Here is a 24334-nt window from a genome sequence, read left to right as displayed (position 1 = left end):
GCCTACTTAGCCAGAGAGATTGAAGTTGCCGTTGGGCCCGTAGATGGCCAGTGAGATGAGCAGCGTGATGGAGACGACGACGATCAGCGAAGTGCGGACGGCATTGCCGACTGCCACACCCACCCCGGCCGGGCCGCCGCTGGCGAAGAAGCCGTAGTAGGTGTGCAACAGCAGGATTGCGAGCGCCATCAAGACCGCTTCCAGGAACGACCAGAGCAGGTCGATCGGGTTGAGGAACGTGTCGAAGTAGTGGTTGTACAGGCCGCCGGACTGTCCGAGTAGCACCACGGTGGTGAATTGGCTTGCGACGAAGGACAGGATCACCGCGATGGCGTACAGCGGTGTGATCGCGAGCATTCCCGCAGCGATACGGGTGCTGACAAGGTACTCGACAGATCGGATGCCCATGGACTCGAGTGCGTCGATCTCTTCGTTGATCCGCATCGCGCCCAACTGGGCGGTGACGCCGGCGCCGAAGGTGGCCGCCAGGCCGATCCCCGCGACGATGGGTGCCGAGATTCGGACGTTGATGAACGCCGCCAGGAATCCGGTCAGCGCTTCGATGCCGATGTTGCCCAGCGAGCTGTACCCCTGGATCGCCAGGACGCCGCCCGTGGCGAGAGTGAGAAATCCGACAATGACGACGGTGCCGCCGATCATCGCCAACGTGCCTGCGCCCATGCTGATTTCAGCCATGAGCCGGATCACTTCGCGTCGGTAGTGCGCGGCGGCGTAGGGCACCGCGGCAATCGCACGACCGTAGAACAAGATGTGATCGCCGATGCCGGAGGTGATCTTCACGGGCGTCTGAACGGCGCGTGTCAGCCGCGGGTACGTGGACCGAAGCGGCGCTGTGCTGCGGGTCATCGTGTGGTCATCTGGATGCCGATGGCGGTGACCACCACATTGACCACGAACAGCGACATGAACGCGTACACGACGGTCTCGTTGACGGCGTTGCCCACCGCTTTGGCGCCACCACCGGAGATGGTGAGTCCGCGGTAACAGGCCACTACGCCGGCGATGAGGCCGAACAGCGTCGCCTTGATGCAGGAGATGACGACTTCGGGAACACCGGTGAGCAGAGTGATGCCGGCGGCGAAGGCACCGGGGTTGACGTCCTGCACGAATACCGAGAACAGGTATCCGCCGAGGATGCCGATGATGACCACAAGACTGTTGAGGAGCAGTGCGACGAGTCCCGAGGCCAGCATGCGCGGGGTCACCAGCCGCTGCACGGGATTGATCCCGAGCACTTCCATGGCGTCGATCTCTTCCCGGATGGTGCGCGATCCGAGATCGGCGCACATGGCGGTCGCGCCGGCGCCGGCCACGATCAGGACCGTCACCATGGGACCGACCTGTGTGACAGCGCCGAACGCGGCACCGGCTCCGGAGAGATCGGCGGCACCCAGTTCGCGGAGCAAGATGTTCAGAGTGAACGACACCAATACGGTGAACGGGATTGCGACGAGAAGTGTGGGTGCCAGCGACACGCGCGCGACAAACCATGACTGGTCGAGGAATTCGCGCCACTGGACCGGCCTCTGGAACGCGAATTTGGCGGCGTCGGCCGTCATGGCGAACAACCCGCCGACCGCTTGCAACGGACCGGCGAACGATCGCTGCGGCATGACGTACTCCGTTTCTCTACCGGGACCTGCGGGTCAATGTGACCCGGGACACGTCCCACCGAGGAAGATTGGCAGCCGCGCTTCGGGCCCCGCCATCGCGATTCCCTCCTACCGGGATTTCGGGAATGGGCTGCTGCGTTCGGAGTGGATCAACTCTCGGCCCAGAGGTCGGCGGTGTGAGCTGCCGAATTCCCGCTCAGCGGATGCGGCCGTCGGTACGCCACAAGGGGCCAGGCACATTGGGAGTGGCGACTCCCTCGGTGGAGTCGGCGGCAAATCGATTGCGAGACAGCGAGTGCCGCGCTAGTTACGTCGACCGATGACCAACGCGGCGACGCCGGCAAGCGTGAGGATCGTGAGAGCCGTGATGTCGAATGCCGGCCGGCCACCGAGATCCCGGTCGATCACGTGCGAGACGACGTGGAGCGCTTCGAACGCGATGAAGCCGCCGAGCGCCACCTCCACGGGTGACCGCTGCGCCGCGGCCAGCAGCATCGCGACTCCGACACCGATCTGCAGGACGCCGGCGTCATGCAGAAGGTGGCGGTTGTAGGGCTCGAACGGTGCGAGCACCTCGAAGAACGACATCGGTGCGACGAACGCCCAGATGCCGAGGATCAGCGTTATCAGGCCGAGGATCGCGCAGGTCACCAGCACGATCCGCAACGGTGTTCGCGTCGTCATTGCTCGAGATTAGGCGCGCAATGGCCCAGTGTCAGGCGCCACTTTGGCGGTGGTACCGGGTACCACTTACGTCGCGCGAGCAACTGCGGCCGCAATGCTCCGCACGCCGGTGTCGATCTGCGACTCCGTCAGGTTGGCGTAGCCGAGAATCAATCCCGGTGGCGCACAGTCGGGTTCGGTATAGCACCAGGACAGCGGATCGATACGTACCCGCCGGCTCGCGGCCTCGCGGACGATGTCGTCGACGTCGCAGTCGGTGGGCAGGCGCACTGTGAGATGGACGCCGGCGGCGGCGCCGAGCACCTTCGCCTCGGGGAGGTACCGACCGAGCGCTGCCAGTAGTGCGTTGCGTCGGGCAAGATAGCGCCGGCGCATGAGCCGCAGGTGCCGGTCGTAGTCGCCGGAACGGAGCAGTGTTGCGAACGCGAGTTGATCCATGACCGAACTACCGGTGTCGGCAAGACTTTTCGCCGACACCACAGGACCGACAAGGTCCGGCGGTAGGACCATCCAACCGAGCCGCAAGCCGGGGGCCAGTGTTTTGCTCACCGAGCCGAGGTAGACGACGCGGTCGGGGGCCAGGGCATGCAGCGCACCGACGGGTGCGCGGTCGTAACGGTATTCGGCGTCGTAGTCGTCCTCGATGACAATATTGCCCGCGCGGGCCCATTCGAGCAGCGCTGTGCGACGGGCGGGTGACAGGACGACACCGGTCGGAGACTGGTGGGCCGGGGTTGTCAGCACCGCCGATGCCGCGGTGTTGGCGAGCGCGGCGACGTCGAGTCCGTCGTCGTCGACCGGAACGGGCAACGGCTCGATGCCGTGGTGACGGAAAACCATGCGGTGCAACCAGAATCCGGGATTCTCCATCGCAACCGCGCGATCTCCCACCACATGCGCGAGTAATGCGACGGCCTGCGTCGCTCCCGAACACAACACGACACGCTGCGGATCGGCCCGTACCCCGCGGGTGCGTCGTAGGTAGTCCGACACCGCGGTGCGGGCGTCGGGTAGGCCCTTCGATGAAACGTATCCGAGCGACTGAGATTCGATGGACGACAGCCCCTGACGCAGCGCGCGCAACCAACTGTGCCGGGGGAAGCTCGACAGGTCGGGCACTCCGGGTGCGAAGTCTATGTCGAATGTTCGACGGTCCGGGCGTGACGGTTGCGATTCCCCAGTGGCCGTGTCGACTGCGGCAACCGTTGTGCCAGAACCTTGTTGACTCTGCAGGAACCCCTCTGCGACGAGTTGGCTGTACGCGTCGACGACGAGGCGTCGCGACACCTGGAGGTCTGCGGCGAGCACGCGACTGGAAGGCAGACGGGTTTTCGGCGTGAGCCGTCCCGTCCGGATCGCGTCCCGCAGGCCATCGGCCAGCTGGCGATGCAGCGCGCCGGCACCACTGGTCCGGTCCAGCTCGATGAGCAGCTCCGGACCTGAAGTGGTACCCGATTCAATCGAAATATTGGTTCCTAACCTGCGTCCAATAGCGACCTAGCATGAGGCTATACCGCAGGCGCCGTCCGGTGGCGAGGGAATCGAGGAGAAAGCATCGTGAGAATCCTGAAGCGCATCTGGGTACACCTCGTGGTCCTGGCCAAGTCCCGCCAAAACCGTTGGGACCTCCCGGGTTGGCTGATCCGGCGCCCGCTCATCGCAGCAGCGAACGGGCTCTACGAAATGGCGCTGTTGTTCAGCGGCCGGGCGCCGACCGAACTGAAGCTGCTCGCGGGAATCAAAGCCGCGATGTTGACGCACTGTGAATTCTGCATCGACATCTCCGATACCCTCGGCCGGAGTGAGGGGTTCTCGGAGCAGAAACTGATCGCCTTGGTGAACTACCGGGACAGTGATGAGTTCACTCACCTCGAAAAGCTGTGCATTCAATTCGCCGAAGAGATGTCCCGTACGCCCGCGATCATCTCCGAAGGCTTGCGTGAGGAGCTGCTCACGCACCTCAGTAAGGCTCAGTTGATGGAAATCGCTGCCGAAATCGCCTGGGAGAACCAGCGTGGTCGGCTCAACCAGGGTCTGGGCATTCGGCCGATGGACACGGCGGGTGGAACGGTGTGCCTGATCCCGCAGCCCGAGGCGCGAACTGGCACAAACGATTCCGTCGCGTGATGCGCTGGCTGCCAAACGGGCGGGGCTGAGCCCATCACACTCTGGCCCAGGTGATTTCGCGTCGTGACAGTCGAGCGCGACTCGGGGAAGGGCCGGTCTTTTCGTCCGACGGCCGCCCAGCCCGCCCTAGGGCAGTCATCGACGTCACCTCCCATGCGGCCGGGACGCCGAACTCGCGCGCGACACCGTCACGATCGAACGCGCGGAACTGATGTGCACCGAGTCCCATGACCAGCCCTTGAATCGTCATGTGGGCCACCGCCTGTCCGAGGTCGTATCGCGCGAATTCGGAGAACTCCCAGTCCGTGTCTTCGACGAGGACGTGAGCCAGGTTCACGATCAGCAGTGCGGCATCGGGCGCCCAGCGCGCTGAGCTGGGTGCCAGGTGATTCACGATCCGAGAGTGGACGGGGTCGTCACGGCGCCCCACGATGAACATCCACGGCTGGGAGTTCCCCGCCGATGGTGTGAGACGGGCGGCGTCGAGCAGAACGTCGACCTCCGCGTCACTCAGGGTCGCGTCCCGGTCGAACGACACCGGGCTGAACCGCTCCACCAATAGGGGATGAACTCCGTCGGCCGCGCCATTCTCACACTCGGTCACACCAGCATCATGAGCGGAAACACCTTGTTTCACAACCAATGTGGGCGTGTCTCAAACTATTGGTGCCCGCCCGAGCCGTTGGGCGAGATTTCGTCCTGGTATTCCTTGAGGGCGGTGAGTGCTTTGTGCTCGGCGGCGTGTTCGGCGTCGGCGAGGGCGGCTTGTTCGACGGCGGAGTCGGCGAACAGGAAGCTGCCGGTGCCGGGGGATCCGGCGGAGCCGAGCTTGTTCATGCGCTTGGGCAGTGCGGCACCCTGGTATTCCAGCGGGATGGGGTGGCCGTGGTCGTCGACCGGTCCCAGGGGCTGGTGCAGTTCGACGTAGGCGCCGTGCGGCAGTCGCTTGATGATGCCGGTCTCGATGCCGTGCTCGAGGACGGCGCGGTCGCTGCGTTGCAGGCCGACGCACCAGCGGTAGGTCAGGTAGTAGACCACTGCTGGCAGGACGACCATGCCGATGCGGCCGATCCAGGTGGTGGCGTTCAGGGAGATGTCGAACTTGAGCGCGATGATGTCGTTCATCGCGGCCAGGGTCAGCACCATGTAGAACGCGATGGCCATGGCACCGATGGCGGTGCGGACCGGCACGTCACGCGGACGCTGCAGCAGGTTGTGGTTGGCACGATCACCCGTAACCCTGGCCTCGATAAAGGGATACGCGATGAGCAACGTGAAGACCAGACCCATGATCAACGCCACCGCGACCACAGCGGGGATGGTGTGGCCGAAGGGGTAGAACTCCCAGGCCGGCCAGATGCGCGCCAGGCCTTCGGTCCACATCATGTAGAAGTCGGGCTGGCTACCGGCGGACACCTGCGAGGGCTTGTAGGGGCCCAGTTCCCAGATCGGGTTGATCTGCAGCAGACCACCCATGATTCCGAGGACTCCGGTGACCATGGCGAAGAACGCGCCGGATTTGAAGGCGAAGACCGGCATGACGCGCACGCCGACGACGTTCTTCTCGGTGCGGCCGGGGCCGGGGAACTGGGTGTGCTTGCCGAACCACAACAAGATCAGGTGCGTGGCCACAAGGCCCAAAATGATTGCGGGAATGATCAATACGTGGAGCGCGTACATCCGCGGGATGATGGTCTGGCCGGGGAAGTCCCCGCCGAAGAGGGCCCAGTGCATCCAGGTGCCGATGACCGGAATGCCCAGGGTGATCGAGGACAGGGCGGCGCGCAGACCGATACCCGAGAGCAGGTCGTCAGGCAGCGAGTAGCCGAAGTAGCCCTCGAACATGGCCAGGATCAGCAGCAGCGCCCCCGTCACCCAGCTGGCTTCCCGTGGCCGACGGAACGCACCGGTGAAGAACACCCGCGCCATGTGCACCATGATCGACGCGGCGAACATCAGCGCGGCCCAGTGGTGAATCTGACGCACCAGAAGGCCGCCGCGGACCTCGAAGCTGATGTCGAGTGCGGACTCGTAGGCGCGCGACATCTGCACACCGCGCAGCGGCTGGTAGACGCCGTTGTACGTGACTTCAGCCATCGACGGGTCGAAGAACAGCGTCAGGTACACGCCGGTGAGCAGCAGGACCACAAAGCTGTACATGGCGATCTCACCGAGCAGGAAGGACCAGTGCGTCGGGAAGACCTTGTTCAGTTGCCGACGCACCGCCGCGGACGGGTGATACCGCGAGTCGATCGCATTCCCCTGGGCGGCGGCGCGATTCGACGCTGGCATGTGTCGTGGAGTTCGCGTGACCGTACCGGCCTTCATGTCCTGCCTCCTTTGATGAACGCCTTACCTCTGAGATGCATCTGGAGCCCGTTTTGTGACAGGTCCACAATGTGACGTGCATCACAAAGTTGGAGGCGCTACTTCTCGGCGAGCTGCTTGAAGTTGAGTAGCTGCCGTCGGGCCATCACTAGATCCCCCACACTGAGTAGGGGAGCGGCGAGCCGCCACGACTGTGGCGCAGTCACTTTCAGTACCAACCGAGTTCTGTGGTCATCGAGCGGGGTGAGCCGATAGGACATGTGAGCGCCCATGATCTGCGCCGTCAACTGCGCTTGGTGGTCCACCGAGAGCACCTTGCCCAGTGGCCGGCCGGCGCTGGCGGTGAACGGATCGCCGGGCCGGGGGTCGTTCAGGTTGTGCAGCTTGCGTGGTGACTCACGGCCCAGATTGTCGATCCAGTCGTAGGAGTACGGTGCCAGGCGCACTTGAACAAGCCACGGCCACAACCGATCTGGTGTGGTGTTGACAGTGACTCCGCGCCACGCCTCGAGCGATGGGCTGGCGACGTAGCTGTCGCAGTCGTAGCGCGCCATGGTCTCGGCGTCGGTGACGCCCCAGCGGTCACCGATCATCGGGTGACCACCTTGTTCATCAGGTATGGAGCAGCCGTGCGGTGGATGGGGCCGATGGCCCGCCAGATCACCGTCGCAGGCCGCTGCTGTTTGTAGTGCAGTGCGGTGATGAGTTGGCCCGTCGAGGCATCGACTCGTCGGAGGATCAGAGTTCCGTCCATCAGCGGCGATTCGGCCTCCAGGCGAACCGCATCGGGAGTCGACGCCGCGATACGCCAGCCGAGGACATGCTGCGATGAGTCCGTCGGCCCGAGCCGGAATCGCAGTAACGCCTTGTGCGCGAACCGGATTCCCTCGCGGATGGCTGGACCGGATTGCTCGAGAGCCTGCCGTGCCAGCGTTTCGGGCGTACGCGCGTCAGATTCGGCGACGGTGACTTCGAAGATGTCGAGGTAGTCAGCCTGCCGGAGGCTTGGGGGCAGAGCCACGCTTGCCAGGCTCACCTGGCGCGCATGCCCAACTGCCAACTCCGTCGCCATGACTACGAGGCTAGGTACTCATTGGCCGCTTGTCAGGGGCCAGTTTCGTGGCGGAACCGGGTACCACTCGGGCGGGCGCCGCGCGCTGATGACAAGTTCAACGAGCGTCGGGACGGCGAGACGGCAGCGATCGCCGCGTATGGTCCGGTGTGTAGACGCTTTGAGTCGGCAACGTCTTGAGGCACTGCAGAATTCGGAACGCGATGTACCAGGACCTTGGTGGCAGTTCTGTGGTTTTGGGACGGCGATGATCGCGTTGCCGGCTGTTGACGATCAAAACCGCGTCGTCCATCGCTCCTTTACGCAAGGTGTAGAACGACTTTCGGCAATTGTCGCACTCGTCGCAGAATGCCGAGCTCCCCACGGGACGCATCAGGTCACCCGATGGGCTTCACCACGATCAGCCGCACTGTCACCGGTGTCCTGATGTAGGCCCAAAAAGTCCTTGCGGTTCGAACATACGTTCGATACAATTGGGCATGGGAATCACACCGGATCTCAACGCTCTTCTCGAGCGCCTCCGCGACGTGGCCGTCCCCGACGACATGTCCCGGGACGACGCAGTGGCGGCCATGACGTGCGTGATGAAACTGCGCAATATGGCCGATCATCTGGCAGCGATGCTGACCGGGGTGTTGGACCGCTGCGGGGTGGCGGCCGCGCAGGGCCGGACGCCGCGGGAGTTGTTGATGGCGTTGGGGTGTGCGCCATCGGTGGCCGAGCGCTTTATCCGGGTATCGGCAGCCTTGTCGGCGTTGCCCACGCTCGCGGCGCATGCCGCTGATGGGGCGATCTCCGGGGAGCATGTCGATGCGATCGTCAAAGGCATCAACCACATCCGAGCCCGCGCACCCGGTGAGGTAGACGAGGAGACCCGGTTCGGGCAGGTGACCGATCTGTTGGGGCAGTTCTTCTCCGGCGCCACCCCCGCAGACATCGGGGCCCGCGCCCGCCGGTTGGGCAACCGGCATGCGGCCGCCGAAGGTGGCCTGCCGGCGGCCGAGGACCGGTCGGTCAACACCGCCGACCACCGCGTCACCAGCGACGGGCGGGTCCAGATCCGGGCGGACCTGGACGCCGAAGTCGGGGCCAAGTACATCGCGGCGATCGAACAAGGATCGGCGCCGCGGCCCGAACCCGACGGCAGCCCCGACACCCGCACGGCGGGCCGGCGGCGGGCCGACGCGCTGGAAGCGGTGCTGGACATCGCCGCCCGCGGCGGCGACACCGCTTACGCGCCGCGCACGCAGCTACTGGTGACCGTGCCCGCCGACGCCCCGGACCTGGCGGCGTTGGAATTCATCGGGTCGATCAGCACCATGACCCTGGAACGAATCTGCTGCGACACCACCGTCACCACCATGATCGTCGACGGCGAACACGTACCCCTCGATATGGGGCGGGAGAAACGTTTGTTCCCGGCGCACCTGCGCAAAGCGCTGTATTTGCGGGATCAGTGCTGCATCAAATGCGGCGCCCCACCCGGACGCACCCACGCCCACCACATCATCCACTGGACCCACCACGGTCAGACATCACTAGCCAACGGGTGCCTGCTGTGCCCGGCCTGCCACGCCAACGTCCACCACGACGGCTGGGACGTCGTCATGGGACTGGACAAACACCCCTGGCTCATCCCACCCGCGGCCGTCGACCCACACCGAAAACCCATCCCCGCCCACAACCGCCGCACCATGCGCCTCGACACAGCCGCCTAACACCTAAAGCATTGCGCACCTTGACAACTCAACAGTGTTCGGGGCCGGGTGTCGGCCCGCAGCCGGCCGCGGCGGCCCGGCCGTTGGTCAGCCACTCACCGCAGGAACTGACCCGCGTGGTTGGCCAGGTCGAGCACCGGCTGCGGGACGGCGCCCAGCGCCAGCGTCACAAAGGCGGTGAGCCCGATCATCGCGGTGCTCAGACTGCCCGACTGAACTTGCGGGCCGTCCTCGACCGCATCAGTGAAGAACATCAGGACGATCACGCGGACGTAGAAGTACGCGGCGACGGCGCTGACGATCACACCGATGACGACAAGCGATGCGGCACCACCTTCGGCTGCGGCTTTGAAGACGGCGAACTTGCTGACGAATCCACTGGTCAGGGGAATGCCGGCGAAAGCAAGCAAGAACAACGCGAACACGACACCGAAGAATGGATGCCGGCGTCCGAGTCCGGCCCACCGCCGCAGGTCATCTTCCTCGTCCCCGTCGGCGCGGCGCACCACACTCACGACCGCGAATGCGCCGAGCGTGCTGAAACCGTAGGCGAACAGGTAGAACAACGACGCCGACAGTCCGTTGTCGTTGAGCGCGATCACGCCGGTGAGGATGAAGCCGGTATGTGCCACCGAGGAGTACGCCAGCATGCGCTTGACGTAGTTCTGCGCGATGGCGATCACCGTGCCCACCGCCATGGACAGCACCGCGATGATCGACAGCACCGGCCGCCAATCATTGGCCAGCGCCGGCAGCGCCACGTAGCAGACCCGCAGCAGCGCGCCGAAGGCGGCGATCTTGGTGGCCGACGCCATGAAGGCCGTGACTGGTGTGGGTGCCCCTTGATAGACGTCGGGCACCCACGAATGGAATGGCACCGCACCGACTTTGAACAGCAGGCCCACGCACAGCAGCGCGATGCCGATGAGCCCAAGAGAGGCCGGTCCGCGGCCGGCGGCGACGCCCGAGAGGCTCAGGCTGCCGGAGTAGCCGTAGAGCATCGCGACGCCGAAGAGGAAGAATGCCGACGAAAATGCCCCCAGCAGAAAGTACTTCAGCGACGCTTCCTGCGACAGCAGCCGATTCCGGCGGGCCAGACCGCACATCAGGTACAGCGGCAGGGACAGCACCTCGAGCGCGACGAACATCGTCAGCAGATCATCGGACGCGCCGAACAGCATCATGCCGCCGAGCGCGAACATCGCCAGCGGGAACACCTCGGTCTGGGCGACACCGGTCTTGAGGGCGATCTGCTCGGCGGCGCTACCGGGCACTGTCGCGGCCTGCGGGGTGAACGCGGCCAGCCCACTGCCGTCCGAAACCCGTTGTGCCATCAGCAAGGTGGCCAACAGGCTGACCCCCAGCAGAGTGCCCTGCAGGAAGAGCGCCGGGCGGTCGATGGCGATGGCCCCGAGAACTGCAGGCCGGCCGATCGCCGAACCCAGGTGCAGCGCTTGGGAAACCACGGCCACCAGGGCCACCGCCTGGCCACCGATACTCAACACCACTTGGGCGCGGTACCGCGCCGGGCGCGGTGCGAAGGCTTCCACGAGCACACCTGCCAGCGCGATGCCGAACACGATCAGCATCGGCGACAGCAGGCCGTACTCGACGGACGGCGCGGGGATGGGCGTCACCGGGCGACCCCCTGGGCGGTACTCGACGAGGTATGTCCGACAGCCGGATTGATGACGTCCAACGCGGGCTTGGGGTAGACGCCGAGCATCAGCAGCAGGGCGACCAACGGCACGACCACGGCCAGTTCCCGCGGCACGAGGTCGCGCAGCTTGTCGTTGCCGTCGGCGACGGGGCCCGTCATCATCCGCTGGTACATCCACAGGATGTAGAGCGCGGAGAGCACCAGGGCCGTGGCCGCGACGGCGCTGACGGCCGGGTAATGGATGAATGTGCCGACCAGAACCAGGAATTCGCTGATGAACGGTGCCAGGCCGGGCAGCGACAGCGTCGCGAGTCCGGCGATCAGGAACGTGCCGGCCAGTATCGGTGCGACGGTCTGCACACCGCCGTAGTCGGCGATGGCGCGAGACCCGCGGCGGGACACCAGGAACCCGGCGATCAGGAACAGCGCGGCGGTCGAGATGCCGTGGTTGACCATGTACAGCGCGGCGCCGGACTGCGCCTGCTCGGTCATGGCGAAGATGCCCAGAATGATGAAGCCGAAGTGCGAGATCGAGGTGTAGGAGATCAAGCGCATGACGTCCGTCTGGCCGATGGCGACGATGGCCCCGTAGACGATGCCGATAACGGCCAGCGCAATGATCAAGGGCCGGAATGTCGCTGCGGACGACGGGAACAGCTGCAGGCAGTACCGGAGCATGCCGAATGTGCCCACCTTGTCGACGACGGCCATCATCAGCACGGCCGTGGCCGGAGTGGCGTGCACCGCCGCGTCGGGCAGCCAACGGTGCAGGGGCCACAGAGGTGCCTTGACTGCGAACGCGAACATGAACCCACCGAACAGTGCATTGGCTATCCCCGGGCTGATGTTGAGGCTGCCGTAGCGCACGGCATCCGCGACGGCACGGAAATCGAAGGAGCCGTGGTTGAAAGCGGGACTGTTGGCGGTGGCAACGTACAGTCCGATGACCGCGGCCAGCATGATCAGGCCGCCGAACAGGTTGTACAGCAGGAACTTCACCGCTGCTTTGGACGCGGCGGGCCGGTCCGCGCCGAAACCGCCGATGAGGAAGTACATCGGGATCAGCATGGCCTCGAAGAACACATAGAACAGCAGGATGTCCAGTGACACCAGGGAGATCAGCACCATCGATTCGACGGCGAGGATCAGCGCGAAGTAGGCGTGGGTCGACTTGGCCTGCGCGCCGGCATCATTCGAGTCACCGTCATTCCAGCCGGCGATGATCAGCAGCGGTACCAGGACAGCGGTCAGTGCGACCAAGACCAGGGCCACGCCGTCGATCCCGAGGATGTAGCCGGTGCCGAACGACGGTATCCACGGGTGGTTCTCGACGAACTGGTAGCGCGCCCCGGCCGGGTCGAAGCGCAGCGCCAGCACCAGCGCGATGACGAGCACCACCAGCGACACCGCCAGGGCCGCCCAGCGGGCGAAAGCCCGTGCGCCGGCGGGCAACAGGATCACTGCCGCCCCGCCGGCTATCGGGACGGCCCACAACGCTGTCAGCCACCACATTCCGGTCACCACACCCTCACCGTGAGAATGGCGGCCGCAATCAATGCCGCTCCGGCCAACATGGACAGCGCATACGACCGGGCAAACCCGTTCTGCCAGCGTCGAAGATCCTGCGACCCGGTGCGGACCAGCGCGGCGAGCTCGCGGGTGACGCCGTCGACGGCGACGTCATCGAAGTCGACAAGGTTCTCGGTGAGCCGCCGGCCCGGCACCATCAGGGCCCGCTCGTTGAACGCATCGCCGTACAGGTCGTTGCGCGCGGCGACCGTCAGCCCGGAGACGTTGACCGGGGCGCTGATCGGGACGGGTTGGCGCGCATACATCCGGTAGGCGATCGCGACGCCGACGCCGACCACCGCGAGCGTGATGACCGTGAGCAGCCAAGCGGGCACCGCATGCTCGGGCTCGTGGAAGCCGACGACCGGTTCGAGCCAATGCTCCAACTTCCCACCGACGGCGAGAAGCGCGCCCGCACCGATCGATCCGGCGGCCAGCACCACCATCGGCCAGCCCATGACCGACGGCGACTCGTGGGGATGCGCCTCGGCACGCCAGCGCTTTTCGCCGAAGAACGTCATCAGCATGACGCGGGTCATGTAGAACGCCGTGATGCCCGCGCCCAGCAGGGCGGCGCCGCCGAACAGCAGACCCTTGGCGCCGCCGGCCGCGAACGCGGTCTCGATGATGGGGTCTTTCGAGAAGAACCCGGACAGCGGCGGGATACCGATGATCGCGAGGTAACCCATGCCGAACGTGGCGAACGTGACGGGCATCGCGGTGCGCAGCCCGCCGTAGCGGCGCATGTCGGTCTCGTCGTCCATGGCGTGCATCACCGAACCGGCACCGAGGAACAGTCCGGCCTTGAAGAAACCGTGCGCCAGCAGATGCAGGATCGCGAGCGCGTAGCCGGCGGGTCCGAGACCCGCGGCCAGCATCATGTAGCCGATCTGGCTCATGGTCGACGCCGCGAGGGCCTTCTTGATGTCGTCTTTGGCGCAGCCGATCACCGCGCCGAACAACAGCGTGACGGCGCCGACGACGGCGACCGCCAACCGGGCGTCGGCGGACTGGTTGAAGATCGGAGCCGACCGCACCACCAGGTACACGCCGGCCGTGACCATGGTGGCCGCGTGGATCAGCGCCGACACGGGGGTCGGGCCCTCCATCGCATCGCCGAGCCACGACTGCAGCGGTACCTGAGCGGACTTGCCGCAGGCCGCCAGCAGCAACAGCAGACCGATGAGGGTGACGGTGGTCGCGGCGAGATGTGGCGCCTGCGCGAAAACACCCGTGTACGAGAGGGTTCCGGTGTGCGCGAACATCGCCGCCAGGGCCAGCGCCAGCCCGATGTCACCGACCCGGTTGACGACGAACGCCTTCTTGGCGGCCGCCGCCGCCGACGGTTTGTGCGACCAGAACCCGATCAGCAGGTACGACGCCAGGCCGACGCCTTCCCACCCCACGTACAGACCGAGATAGTTGTCGGCCAGCACCAGCAGCAGCATGGCCGCGACGAACAGGTTGAGATAGGCGAAAAAGCGCCGCCGGGCCGGGTCGTGCGCCATGTAGCCGATCGAATAGATGTGGATCAGCGCGCCGACTCCGGTGATGAGCAGGACGAAGCACACTGACAGCTGGTCCAGACGCAAGCCGAAATCGACCTGCAGTTGGGCCACCGGAACCCAGGAGAACAGCGTCTCGTGCACCAACCGGACGTCGTTGTCGCGACCGGACATTGCCGCGAACTGGGTGGCGCCGACGAGGAAGGCGCCGACCACCGTGGCGCAGCCGAGCAGATGCCCCCACGCGTCGGTGGCCTTGCCGCCGAGCAGCAGTATCGCCGCGCCGGCCAGCGGCAGCGCGATCAGCAACCACACCGATGTCGTCATGGTCACTGCTTCAGCAGGTTCGCGGCGTCGACCGACGCCGATCGCCGGGTCCGGAATATGGTCATGATGATCGCCAGTCCCACCACCACCTCACATGCCGCCACGACCATGGTGAAGAACGCCACCACCTGACCGTCGAGCTCGCCGTGCATCCGGGAGAACGTGACGAACGCCAGATTGGCTGCGTTGAGCATCAATTCGACGCACATGAACATGACGATGGCGTTGCGGCGCACCAGCACACCGGCCGCGCCGATGGTGAACAGCAGCGCCGAGAGATACAGGTAATTGGTGGGATTCATGAGGCGTTCCCATCGTCGAGGGACACACTGCGCCGCGGCAGGATGGCGCTGACGGACATGTCGGCGTCCGAGCCGTCGGGCAGCTTCGCCGGGATGTCGACGGCGTTGTGCCGCGCGTACACCCCGGGGTTGGGCCGTGGTGTCGGGTGCCCGCCGCCGGCGAACCGTTCGATTGCCAGCTCGCGCTGGGTCTTTCGACGCTCGAAGCGTTCGCGGTGGGTCAGCACCATGGCACCCAGCGCCGCGGTGATGAGCAGCGCGCTGGTGACCTCGAAGGCCCACAGGTAGCGCGTGAAGATCAGCACCGCCAGGCCCTGGACGTTGCCGGCCCGGTTGGCGTGCTCCAGCCCGACGAAGTTGGCCCCGAGACTGCCGATCCCGGCGATCACCGCGATGCCGAATCCGATGCCGGCCACCATGGCGGCAACGCGTTGTCCCCGAATGGTTTCGATCAGCGAGTCCGCCGAATCGACACCGATGAGCATGAGGACGAACAGGAACAGCATCATGACCGCACCGGTGTAGACCACCACCTGCACGACACCGAGGAACACCGCGTCCTGGGCGATGTAGAGCACCGCCAGGCTGATCATGGTGCTGGCCAGGAACATTGCCGAGTACACCGCTTTGGGGGCGGCCACCATGGCGATGGCGCCGAGCACCGACACGGTACCGAGCACCCAGAACGTCACGGCCTCTCCGGTCACTTGGCCGCCTCGCGCCGCTTCAGGCCGTCCGCGGTGATATTGCCGCGGTAGTAGTCCTCGTCGGTGCTGCCCTCGGCCATGGCGTGCGGTGGCGCGGTCATGTCGGGTTTCAGCGGCGCCAGGAGCTTGTCCTTGCCGTAGATCAGGTCGGACCGGTTGTCGTCGGCCATCTCGTAGTCGTTGGTCATGGTCAGCGCCCGCGTCGGGCAGGCCTCGATGCAGAGCCCGCAGCCGATGCACCGCAGATAGTTGATCTGGTACACCCGGCCGTACCGCTCGCCGGGCGAGAACCGTTGTTCCTCGGTGTTGTCGGCGCCCTCGACATAGATCGCGTCCGCGGGGCAGGCCCACGCGCACAGTTCGCAACCGATGCACTTCTCGAGGCCGTCGTCGTACCGGTTGAGCTGATGCCGGCCGTGATAGCGCGGAGCGACCGGACCGGGCTCCTCGGGATACTGCTCGGTGACCGGTTTCTTGAACATGGTCCCGAAGGTGACGCCGAAACCGGCAATCGCGTCGATGAACTTGGGCCTACCGGGCATGGTGAACCTCCTTGGCCGGGATGGGCGGCACCGGGAACGCGCCGGGCTGCGGTTCGACGGCCGGGGCCCGCGTGCGAGCCGACTTGCGCCGCACCGTGTTCCACAACGCACCGGCGATGGCCACCACGGCGATGGCGCCGGCGAAGGCCAGCACGACGGGCCAGCTGTCGTGCCCCTGCAGACGCAGCGTCCGCACGATGCTGACGATCATGATCCACGCCAGCGAGATCGGGATGAGCACCTTCCAGCCCAGCGCCATGAACTGGTCGTACCGCAGGCGCGGGAGCGTGGCCCGGAGCCACATGAACAAGAACAGGAACGCCCACACCTTGCCGACGAACCACAGCAGCGGCCACCAGCCGGTGTTGGCGCCGGGGATGAGGCTCAGGGGCCAGGGCGCCTGCCAACCACCGAGGAACAGGGTGGTGGCCAGTGCGGAAACCGTTGTCATGTTGACGTATTCCGCGAGCATGAACATCGCGAACTTCAGTGACGAGTACTCGGTGTGGAATCCGCCGACCAGCTCGCCTTCGGCCTCGGGCAGATCGAACGGCGCCCGGTTCGTTTCGCCGACCATCGACACCACGTAGATCAGGAACGACGGCAGCAGCAGGAAGACGTACCAGCGGCCCTGTTGTGACGCGACGATCTGCGACGTCGACATGGTGCCCGCGTACAGGAACACCGCGGCGAACGACAGCGCCATCGCGATCTCGTACGAGATGACCTGCGCGCTGGACCGCAGCCCGCCGAGCAGGGGATAGGTCGAGCCGGAAGCCCAGCCCGCCAACACGATTCCGTAGACCCCGATCGAGGTGACCGCAAGGACGTACAACACCGCGACCGGCAGGTCGGTCAACTGCAGCGGCGTCTCGTGCCCGAAGACGTGGACCAGCGGCCCCATCGGGATGACGGCGAACGCCATGATCGCCGGGATCACCGAGATGATCGGCGCCAGCAGGTAGATCGGCTTGTCCACCCCGGCCGGGACCAGCCCTTCTTTGAGGGCGAGCTTGATGCCATCGGCGAGGCTCTGCAGTAACCCGAACGGCCCCACCCGGTTCGGCCCGATGCGCATCTGCATCCAGCTCAGGACTCGTCGTTCGAGCAGGATCGCGACGAGCACCGTCAGCACCAGGAACACAAAAATGCCAAGGGCTTTGGCGAGGACCAGCCACCACGGGTCCAGGCCGAACGAGGAGAGGTCGGGATAGTTCACGTTGCCGCCCCGCTGATCGAGACGACCGCGCCGGGGGCGACGCCGAGCGTGGCATGGACGGGCGAACCCGGCGAGTTCAGCGGCAGCCACACCACGCCGGTCGGCATGTCGGTGATCTCGAGCGGCAGGGTGATGCTGCCGCGATCGGTACTGACGGTGAGGGTTTCGGACGCGCCGACGCTCGCGGCCGTGTCGGGCGACAAGCGGGCCACCGCCGGACGCGCCGTGGCGGCCAGATGGGGTTCGCCGTCCTGCAGCCGGCCGGCGTCCAGCAGCATCCGCCAGCCGGCAAGAACCGCCTGACCGGGACCGGGCACGGGGTTCGGGGGCGCGGTGAATTCCGGTGCGGCGGGCCGTGGTCCGGTCCAGCACCCCAGTCGGTTCATCTCGTTGCGCACGGTCGCGACATCGCGCAGACCCAGATCGATGCAGTGCTCGTCGGCGAGCGCGGCCAGCACCCCCATGTCCGCTCGCGTGGCGGGCGGCAGCGCCGCGCCGAATGCGCGATGTCGGCCTTCCCAGTTCACGAAGCTGCCGGCTTTCTCGACGACGGGTGCCACCGGGAACACCACGTGCGCGAGATCGGTGACGGCGCTGCGACGTACTTCCATGCTCACCACGAACTTCGCGGCGCCGAGCGACTGCTGCGCCAGTGCTGGGTCGGGTAGATCGGCCAGCTCGACACCGGCGACCAGGACAGCCTCGAGCTCGCCGTCGGCTGCGGCGGCGAGGATCCCGGTGGTGTCGCGGCCCGGAGCGTCGGGCAGTTCGTCGACGTGCCAGGCGACGGCAACTTCCGTGCGTGACGGCACATCGGTCACCAAACGACCGCCGGGCAACAGATTCGGGGCCGCACCGGCTTCCAGTGCACCGCGCTCGCCGGCCCGCCGTGGTACCCAGCCGACGGCCGCGCCGGTCCGCTCGGCCAACCGGGCCACAGCGGAGAACCCGCCTGGGATACCGGCCAGCCGCTCACCGGTGAGGATGACCGAACCGGGCGGCAACACCTCGACGGCGTCGAGGGCGCGGGGTTCGCGGCCGGGTGCGGCGGAGATGAGGGTGCCGCCCATCTTCGCCAGACCGCGGCTCGCGAACGGCGCCACCGCAACAACTTTCAGACCGTGCTTGCGGAAGGCCTTGCGCAGCCGCAGGTAGATGATCGGCGATTCGTCTTCCGGCTCGAACGCGACGAGCAGCACGACGGGCGCCTGCTCCAGGTCGGCGTACGTCACCCGCATCGGCTGACCCGCGACGGACGCCGCCAGGAACTGGGCTTCCTCGTCGCTGTGCACCCGGTTGCGGAAGTCGATGTCGTTGGTGCCCAGCACAATCCGCGCGTACTTGGCATACGCATAGGCGTCTTCGGTCGTGAGTCGTCCGCCGACCAGCACGCCGGTCCGGGCCCCGGCCGCCGACAGGCCGCGCACCGCGACGGCGACGGCCTCGGGCCACGACGCCGGGCGCTGGGTGCCGTCGGCCTCGCGGATCAAGGGTGTGGTGATCCGGTCACCCTGCGTGGCGTAGGTGAAGGCCCACCGGCCCTTGTCGCAGTTCCACTCTTCGTTCACCTCGGGATCGTCACCGGCCAAGCGGCGCAACACCGTTCCGCGGCGATGATCGGTGCGCTGCGCACAGCCCGAGGCGCAGTGTTCGCAGACGCTGGGGGAGGAGACCAGGTCGAAAGGCCGGGCCCGGAACCGGTACGCAGTCCCGGTCAGCGCGCCGACGGGACAGATCTGCACGGTGTTGCCGGAGAAGTAGGAGTCGAACGGGTCATCGCCCCCGATACCGACCTGCTGCAGTGCGCCACGTTCCAGCAGTTCGATGAACGGGTCGCCGGCGACCTGGTTCGAGAACCGGGTGCAGCGCGCGCACAGGACGCAGCGTTCCCGGTCGAGCAGGACCTGAGCCGACAGGTTGATGGGTTTGGGGAAGGTGCGCTTGACGTCCTCGAAGCGAGAATCGGCGCGGCCGTTGGACATCGCCTGGTTCTGCAGTGGGCATTCGCCGCCCTTGTCGCAGACGGGGCAGTCCAGCGGATGGTTGATCAGCAGCAGTTCCATCACGCCGTGCTGTGCCTTGTCGGCGGCCTCCGACGTCACCTGGGTACGCACGACCATGTCCGGGGTGACCGTGGTGGTGCACGACGCCAACGGTTTCCGCTGACCCTCCACCTCGACGAGGCACTGCCGGCAGGCGCCCACCGGGTCGAGCAGGGGGTGGTCGCAGAACCGGGGAATCTGGACGCCGATGAGCTCGGCCGCTCGAATCACCAACGTGCCCTTGGGCACACTGATCTGCTGGTCGTCGATGGTCAGCGTCACCATCTCGACCGCGGCCGCGTCCTTCGCCGGCTCGGTGACCGTCATGCGCCCGCTCCTTCCGTGGCGAAGAGCGTGGCGGCGTGCGGGTCGAAGGGGCAGCCGCCGTTCAGGTGCGCGACGTACTCGTCGCGGAAGTACTTGAGCGAGGACATGATCGGGCTCGCCGCACCGTCGCCGAGGGCACAGAACGACTTGCCGAGGATGGCGTCGGAGATGTCGAGCAGTTTGTCCAGGTCGGCCGCGTGGGCCTGTCCGTTCTCCAGCCGGGCATAGATCTGCGCCAGCCAGTAGGTGCCCTCGCGGCACGGCGTGCACTTGCCGCAGGACTCGTGGGCGTAGAACTGGGTCCACCGGCGGACGGCCCGCACCACGCAGGTCGTCTCGTCGAAGATCTGCAGTGCCTTGGTGCCCAGCATCGAGCCGACCCCGGCCATGCCTTCGTAGTCCAGCGGGACGTCCAGGTGTTCGGATGTGAGCATCGGCGTCGACGATCCGCCCGGCGTCCAGAACTTCAGCTGGTGCCCGGCCCGCACCCCGCCGGCGTATTCCAGCAGTTCGCGCAGCGAAATCCCCAGGGGTGCCTCGTATTGCCCCGGCCGGGTGACGTGACCCGACAACGAGTACAGCGTGAAGCCGGGCGACTTCTCCGACCCCATGGACCGGAACCAGTCGACCCCGCCGCGGATCACCGACGGGACACTGGCGATCGACTCGACGTTGTTGACCACGGTCGGGCAGGCGTACAGCCCGGCGACCGCGGGGAACGGCGGACGCAACCGGGGCTGGCCGCGCCGGCCCTCCAGGGAGTCGAGCAGCGCGGTCTCCTCGCCGCAGATGTACGCACCCGCCCCGGCGTGGACCACCAGATCCAGGTCGTAGCCGGTGCCGGCGATGTTGGTGCCGAGATAGCCGTTCGCGTAGGCCTCGGCGACCGCACCCTGCAGCCGGCGCAGGACCGGAACCACCTCACCGCGCACGTAGATGAATGCGTGGCGGGCGCCGATGGCGTACGACGCGATGATCGCGCCTTCCACCAGCGCGTGCGGCGAGGCCAGCATCAGCGGAATGTCCTTGCACGTCCCGGGTTCGGATTCGTCCGCGTTGACGACCAGATAGTGCGGACGGCCGTCGTCGGGGGAGATGAACGACCATTTGGTCCCCGTGGGGAAACCCGCGCCGCCGCGGCCGCGCAGTCCGGAATCCTTGACCAGCGCAATGACTTCGGCGGGTTGCATCCGCAACACCGCCCGCAGTGCCTGGTAGCCGCCCTGCCGGACGTAGCTCTGCAGCGTCCACGACTGCGGCTCATCCCAGTGTCTGCTCAGCACCGGCGCGAGTGTCATTGCGGCGCCTCCATCCCGCGCTCCTGGGCGACGCGCAACCCGGCGAGGGTGGCCGCGCCCGGTTCGGAGTCGTTGCTGCCGGGGCGTTCATCGGGGAAGCCGGCGAGGATGCGTGCGGTGTCCTTGAAGGTGCACAGGGGCGCGCCCCGCGTCGGGGTGACCGGCTCACCGGCCCGCAGCGAGTCGACGAGATCACGTGCGGAACCGGGGGTTTGGTTGTCGAAGAACTCCCAGTTCACCATGACCACGGGTGCGTAGTCGCAGGCGGCGTTGCATTCGATGTGCTCCAGCGTGACCCGGCGGTCGGCGGTGGTCTCGCCGGCGCCGAGACCCAGGTGGTCCTCCAGTGATTCGAGGATGGCGTCGCCGCCCATGATGGCGCACAGCGTGTTGGTGCACACCCCGACGAGGTACTCGCCTGTCGGGGTGCGGCGGTACATCGAGTAGAACGTCGCGACCGCGGTGACCTCGGCGGTGCTGAGGTCCAATTGCGCAGCGCAGAAAGAGATTCCGGCAGGGGTGAGGTACCCGTCCTCGGATTGGACGAGATGCAGCAGCGGCAGCAGCGCGGAACGGGCACTGGGGTAGCGGGCAATGATCGTCGCGGCGTCGGCGGCCAGGCGCTCGGTCACGTCAGGCGAATACGACTGCGGCCCTTGGCCGATCGGTGGGCCGGGCTCGTCCGGACGCGGCCCGAGACGCAGTTCGATAGCGGTCACCTGTCCACGCCTCCCATCACCGGATCGATCGATGCCACCGCGGCGATGGCGTCGGCGACCATGGAGCCCTCGCACATCACCGACACCGCTTGCAGATTGGTGAACGAGGGGTCGCGGTAGTGCACCCGGTAGGGCCGGGTGCCACCGTCGGAGACCATGTGCACACCCAGCTCGCCGCGCGGCGATTCGACCGCGACGTACACCTGCCCGGCGGGCACCCGGATGCCTTCGGTCACGATCTTGAAGTGGTGGATCAGGGCCTCCATCGACGAGCCCATGATCTTGGCGATGTGTTCCTTCGAATTGCCCAGGCCGTCGGGGCCGAGCTTCAGGTCCGCGGGCCAGGCCAGCTTCTTGTCGGTGATCATCACCGGCCCGGTGACCTTGCCGAGCCTCTCGACACACTGCTCGACGATCTTGATGGACTCGTGCATCTCGCGGACCCGAATGATGTAGCGGCCGTAGGCATCACACTGGTCGTCGGTGATGCAGTCGAAGTCATAGGACTCGTATCCGCAGTACGGCTGCGCCTTTCGCAGATCGTGCGGCAGCCCCGTCGAGCGCAGCACCGGTCCGGTGATGCCCAGCGCCATGCACCCGGTCAGGTCCAGGTAGCCGACCCCCTGCGTGCGGGCCTTCCAGATGTAGTTCTCGTTGAGCAGATTCTCCATGTCGCGCAACCGCTTGGGCAGCAGCTTCAGCAGTTCCCGCAGTTGCGGCAGGGCCTCGTCGGGCAGGTCGGCGGCCAGGCCGCCGGGGCGGATGTAGGCGTGGTTCATGCGGAGCCCGGTGATGGTCTCGAAGATCGACAGCACCAGTTCGCGTTCCCGGAAGCCGAAGAACATGGCCGACATGGAACCCAGCTCCATACCGCCGGTCGCCAGCGCGACCAGGTGTGACGAGATGCGGTTGAGTTCCATCAGCAGCACCCGGATGATGCTCGCGCGCTCGGGAATGGCGTCGGTGACGCCGAGCAGCTTCTCGACGCCGAGGCAGTACGCCGTCTCGTTGAAGAAAGGCGACAGGTAGTCCATGCGGGTCACGAAGGTGACGCCCTGCGTCCAGGTCCGGTATTCGAGATTCTTCTCGATTCCGGTGTGCAGGTAGCCGATTCCGCACCGGGCCTCGGTGATGGTCTCGCCGTCGATCTCGAGGATCAGGCGCAGCACGCCGTGGGTGGACGGATGCTGCGGGCCCATGTTGACCACGATGCGCTCGCCGGCGACCGCGCTCTCCCGTGCCGCGGCCACGACGTCGGCCCAGTCTTGACCGCCGACGGTGACCACGCGTTCGCGGCCATCGGGTTCGTTGTCCTGAGTCATCAGTTGTAGGCCCGCCGTTCGTCCGGGGGCGGGATTTTCGCACCGTGGTACTCGACCGGGATTCCGCCGAGCGGGTAGTCCTTGCGCTGCGGGTGGCCCACCCAGTCGTCGGGCATCTCGATCCGGGTCAGGGCAGGGTGGCCGTCGAAGATGATGCCGAAGAAGTCGTAGGTCTCCCGCTCGTGCCAGTCGGTCGTCGGGTACACCGAATACAGCGACGGCACATGCGGATCGGCGTCCGGTGCACACGCCTCGACGCGGATGCGGCGGTTGTGGGTGATGGACATCAGCGGGTAGACGGCGTGCAGTTCGCGACCGGTGTCGTCGGGGTAGTGCACCCCGGACACTCCCAGACACAGCTCGAATCGCAGCTCGTCGCGCAGTGCCTGGGCCACCGCGACCAGGTGTTCGCGGCGCACCTCGAGGGTCAGTTCGTCGCGGAAGACCACGACGCGCTCGATCGCGGCGCCGAACTCGTCGGGACCGAGGGTCGCCGCCAACGTGTCGACGACGTCGTCGAAGTAGCCGCCGTAGGGCCGGGGTGAGCTGCCGGGCAGGGCCACCTCCCGGACCAACCGGCCGTAGCCCGACGTGTCGCCGCTGCCGCGCACACCGAACATGCCGCGCCGCGTCCCGATCACCTCGGGTCCCGTCTGGTCCGGCGCGTCCGTCATGACCGCAGCAGTCCCTTCAGCTCGATGGTGGGGCGGGCCTGCAGGGCGGCTTCCTCGGCCGCGGCGATCGCCTCGGCCCGGTTCACGCCCAGCGGCATCTCCTGAATCTTGGCGTGCAGCTTGAGGATTGCGTTGAGCAGCATCTCGGGCCGCGGCGGGCAGCCGGGCAGGTAGATGTCGACGGGCACGATGTGGTCGACGCCCTGCACCACCGCGTAGTTGTTGAACATGCCGCCGGAGGAGGCGCACACGCCCATGGCCAGCACCCATTTGGGTTCGGCCATCTGGTCGTACACCTGACGCAGCACCGGCGCCATCTTCTGGCTCACGCGGCCCGCGACGATCATCAGATCGGCCTGGCGCGGCGTCGCGGAGAACCGCTCCATGCCGAAGCGCGCGATGTCGAAGCGCGGGCCCGCGGTGGCCATCATCTCGATGGCGCAGCAGGCCAGGCCGAAGGTGGCGGGCCACAGCGACCCCTTGCGTACGTAGCCTGCGACCTTCTCGACGGTGGACAGCAGGATGCCGCCGGGCAGGCGTTCTTCGAGTCCCATGGGT

The 24334-nt window shown here is 66.5% G+C and carries 22 protein-coding genes and 2 pseudogenes; 2 read left to right on the top strand and 22 right to left on the bottom strand.

The features are described 5' to 3' along the window. Positions 1-6: 6 nt before the first annotated feature. The 5 genes and pseudogenes from ACJH6J_RS03365 to ACJH6J_RS03345 all read right to left on the bottom strand — a co-directional run. Complete coding sequence (locus tag ACJH6J_RS03365; RefSeq protein WP_212806418.1) at positions 7-867, bottom strand: ABC transporter permease; 861 nt, start codon at positions 865-867, stop codon at positions 7-9. Then, positions 864-1634 (bottom strand): ABC transporter permease, encoded by a 771-nt coding sequence (locus ACJH6J_RS03360; protein ID WP_212806417.1) that lies wholly within the window; start codon positions 1632-1634, stop codon positions 864-866. The genes ACJH6J_RS03365 and ACJH6J_RS03360 overlap by 4 nt, the downstream gene beginning before the upstream one ends. Before the next feature lie 303 nt (positions 1635-1937). Continuing rightward, positions 1938-2318: a hypothetical protein gene (locus ACJH6J_RS03355; protein WP_212806416.1), complete on the bottom strand. Its 381-nt coding sequence runs from the start codon at positions 2316-2318 to the stop codon at positions 1938-1940. Between the two features lie 66 nt (positions 2319-2384). After that, complete coding sequence (locus ACJH6J_RS03350) at positions 2385-3437, bottom strand: PLP-dependent aminotransferase family protein (protein WP_244872833.1); 1053 nt, start codon at positions 3435-3437, stop codon at positions 2385-2387. 141 nt (positions 3438-3578) lie between these two features. Then, positions 3579-3674 (bottom strand): annotated as a pseudogene (locus ACJH6J_RS03345) (hypothetical protein); the annotation flags it as partial. Between the two features lie 234 nt (positions 3675-3908). Between ACJH6J_RS03345 and ACJH6J_RS03340 the strand changes: the two are divergent. Continuing rightward, positions 3909-4445 (top strand): carboxymuconolactone decarboxylase family protein, encoded by a 537-nt coding sequence (locus ACJH6J_RS03340; protein ID WP_244872834.1) that lies wholly within the window; start codon positions 3909-3911, stop codon positions 4443-4445. 34 nt (positions 4446-4479) lie between these two features. Here the strand turns inward: ACJH6J_RS03340 and ACJH6J_RS03335 are convergent, their stop codons facing one another. The 4 genes from ACJH6J_RS03335 to ACJH6J_RS03320 form a co-directional block, all read right to left on the bottom strand. Continuing rightward, on the bottom strand, positions 4480-5049 hold the full coding sequence (locus tag ACJH6J_RS03335; protein WP_212806414.1) for a nitroreductase family protein: 570 nt from the start codon (positions 5047-5049) through the stop codon (positions 4480-4482). Between the two features lie 56 nt (positions 5050-5105). Beyond that, positions 5106-6737, bottom strand: a complete 1632-nt coding sequence (locus ACJH6J_RS03330) for a cytochrome bc complex cytochrome b subunit (protein ID WP_212806413.1) — start codon at positions 6735-6737, stop codon at positions 5106-5108. Positions 6738-6871: 134 nt separating this feature from the next. Beyond that, the gene (locus tag ACJH6J_RS03325) at positions 6872-7366 is read right to left on the bottom strand and encodes a polyketide cyclase (protein ID WP_212806412.1); all 495 of its coding nucleotides are present in this window, start codon (positions 7364-7366) and stop codon (positions 6872-6874) included. Next, the gene (locus tag ACJH6J_RS03320; protein WP_346416839.1) at positions 7363-7845 is read right to left on the bottom strand and encodes a hypothetical protein; all 483 of its coding nucleotides are present in this window, start codon (positions 7843-7845) and stop codon (positions 7363-7365) included. Before ACJH6J_RS03320 ends, ACJH6J_RS03325 begins: the two co-directional genes overlap by 4 nt. Before the next feature lie 479 nt (positions 7846-8324). On the opposite strand from ACJH6J_RS03320, the gene ACJH6J_RS03315 reads away from it, so the two are divergent. Further along, the gene (locus ACJH6J_RS03315; RefSeq protein ID WP_212806410.1) at positions 8325-9563 is read left to right on the top strand and encodes an HNH endonuclease signature motif containing protein; all 1239 of its coding nucleotides are present in this window, start codon (positions 8325-8327) and stop codon (positions 9561-9563) included. A 95-nt stretch (positions 9564-9658) separates the two neighbouring features. On the opposite strand, the gene nuoN is transcribed toward ACJH6J_RS03315, so the two are convergent. The 13 genes and pseudogenes from nuoN to ACJH6J_RS03250 all read right to left on the bottom strand — a co-directional run bounded on the left by nuoN (position 9659) and on the right by ACJH6J_RS03250 (position 24330). Beyond that, positions 9659-11191 carry an NADH-quinone oxidoreductase subunit NuoN gene (gene nuoN, locus ACJH6J_RS03310; protein WP_212814728.1) on the bottom strand — a complete coding sequence of 511 codons (1533 nt, stop codon included), beginning with the start codon at positions 11189-11191 and terminating at the stop codon, positions 9659-9661. A gap of 5 nt (positions 11192-11196) precedes the next feature. Continuing rightward, positions 11197-12735 carry an NADH-quinone oxidoreductase subunit M gene (locus ACJH6J_RS03305; protein ID WP_406803559.1) on the bottom strand — a complete coding sequence of 513 codons (1539 nt, stop codon included), beginning with the start codon at positions 12733-12735 and terminating at the stop codon, positions 11197-11199. A 5-nt stretch (positions 12736-12740) separates the two neighbouring features. Next, positions 12741-14624 (bottom strand): NADH-quinone oxidoreductase subunit L, encoded by a 1884-nt coding sequence (nuoL, locus tag ACJH6J_RS03300; RefSeq protein ID WP_406803512.1) that lies wholly within the window; start codon positions 14622-14624, stop codon positions 12741-12743. Positions 14625-14626: 2 nt separating this feature from the next. Next, the gene (gene nuoK, locus ACJH6J_RS03295; protein WP_061002954.1) at positions 14627-14926 is read right to left on the bottom strand and encodes an NADH-quinone oxidoreductase subunit NuoK; all 300 of its coding nucleotides are present in this window, start codon (positions 14924-14926) and stop codon (positions 14627-14629) included. Beyond that, positions 14923-15633 (bottom strand): NADH-quinone oxidoreductase subunit J, encoded by a 711-nt coding sequence (locus tag ACJH6J_RS03290; protein WP_346416836.1) that lies wholly within the window; start codon positions 15631-15633, stop codon positions 14923-14925. Before ACJH6J_RS03290 ends, nuoK begins: the two co-directional genes overlap by 4 nt. Next, a pseudogene (gene nuoI / locus ACJH6J_RS03285) lies at positions 15616-16175 on the bottom strand (NADH-quinone oxidoreductase subunit NuoI); the annotation flags it as partial. The gene ACJH6J_RS03290 and the pseudogene nuoI, both read right to left, overlap by 18 nt. Continuing rightward, a complete protein-coding gene (gene nuoH, locus ACJH6J_RS03280; protein ID WP_346416835.1) occupies positions 16165-17394 on the bottom strand; it encodes an NADH-quinone oxidoreductase subunit NuoH in 1230 nt (409 codons plus the stop codon). The gene nuoH and the pseudogene nuoI, both read right to left, overlap by 11 nt. Then, positions 17391-19763 carry an NADH-quinone oxidoreductase subunit G gene (locus ACJH6J_RS03275; protein WP_406803511.1) on the bottom strand — a complete coding sequence of 791 codons (2373 nt, stop codon included), beginning with the start codon at positions 19761-19763 and terminating at the stop codon, positions 17391-17393. The genes nuoH and ACJH6J_RS03275 overlap by 4 nt, the downstream gene beginning before the upstream one ends. Continuing rightward, the gene (nuoF, locus tag ACJH6J_RS03270; protein WP_212813601.1) at positions 19760-21061 is read right to left on the bottom strand and encodes an NADH-quinone oxidoreductase subunit NuoF; all 1302 of its coding nucleotides are present in this window, start codon (positions 21059-21061) and stop codon (positions 19760-19762) included. The genes ACJH6J_RS03275 and nuoF overlap by 4 nt, the downstream gene beginning before the upstream one ends. Beyond that, on the bottom strand, positions 21058-21780 hold the full coding sequence (gene nuoE, locus ACJH6J_RS03265; RefSeq protein ID WP_406803510.1) for an NADH-quinone oxidoreductase subunit NuoE: 723 nt from the start codon (positions 21778-21780) through the stop codon (positions 21058-21060). The genes nuoF and nuoE overlap by 4 nt, the downstream gene beginning before the upstream one ends. Next, positions 21777-23102 carry an NADH dehydrogenase (quinone) subunit D gene (gene nuoD / locus ACJH6J_RS03260; protein WP_406803509.1) on the bottom strand — a complete coding sequence of 442 codons (1326 nt, stop codon included), beginning with the start codon at positions 23100-23102 and terminating at the stop codon, positions 21777-21779. The genes nuoE and nuoD overlap by 4 nt, the downstream gene beginning before the upstream one ends. Then, positions 23102-23776, bottom strand: coding sequence for an NADH-quinone oxidoreductase subunit C (locus ACJH6J_RS03255; RefSeq protein WP_406803508.1), 675 nt, complete (start codon positions 23774-23776; stop codon positions 23102-23104). Before ACJH6J_RS03255 ends, nuoD begins: the two co-directional genes overlap by 1 nt. Beyond that, positions 23773-24330 carry an NADH-quinone oxidoreductase subunit B family protein gene (locus ACJH6J_RS03250; protein ID WP_029119553.1) on the bottom strand — a complete coding sequence of 186 codons (558 nt, stop codon included), beginning with the start codon at positions 24328-24330 and terminating at the stop codon, positions 23773-23775. The genes ACJH6J_RS03255 and ACJH6J_RS03250 overlap by 4 nt, the downstream gene beginning before the upstream one ends. Positions 24331-24334: the final 4 nt, after the last annotated feature.

Source organism: Mycobacterium sp. SMC-18 (assembly GCF_045310895.1).
Taxonomy (GTDB): domain Bacteria; phylum Actinomycetota; class Actinomycetes; order Mycobacteriales; family Mycobacteriaceae; genus Mycobacterium.
The sequence above is the reverse complement of the archived record's forward strand: the minus strand, read 5'-3'. Positions and strand labels throughout refer to the sequence as shown.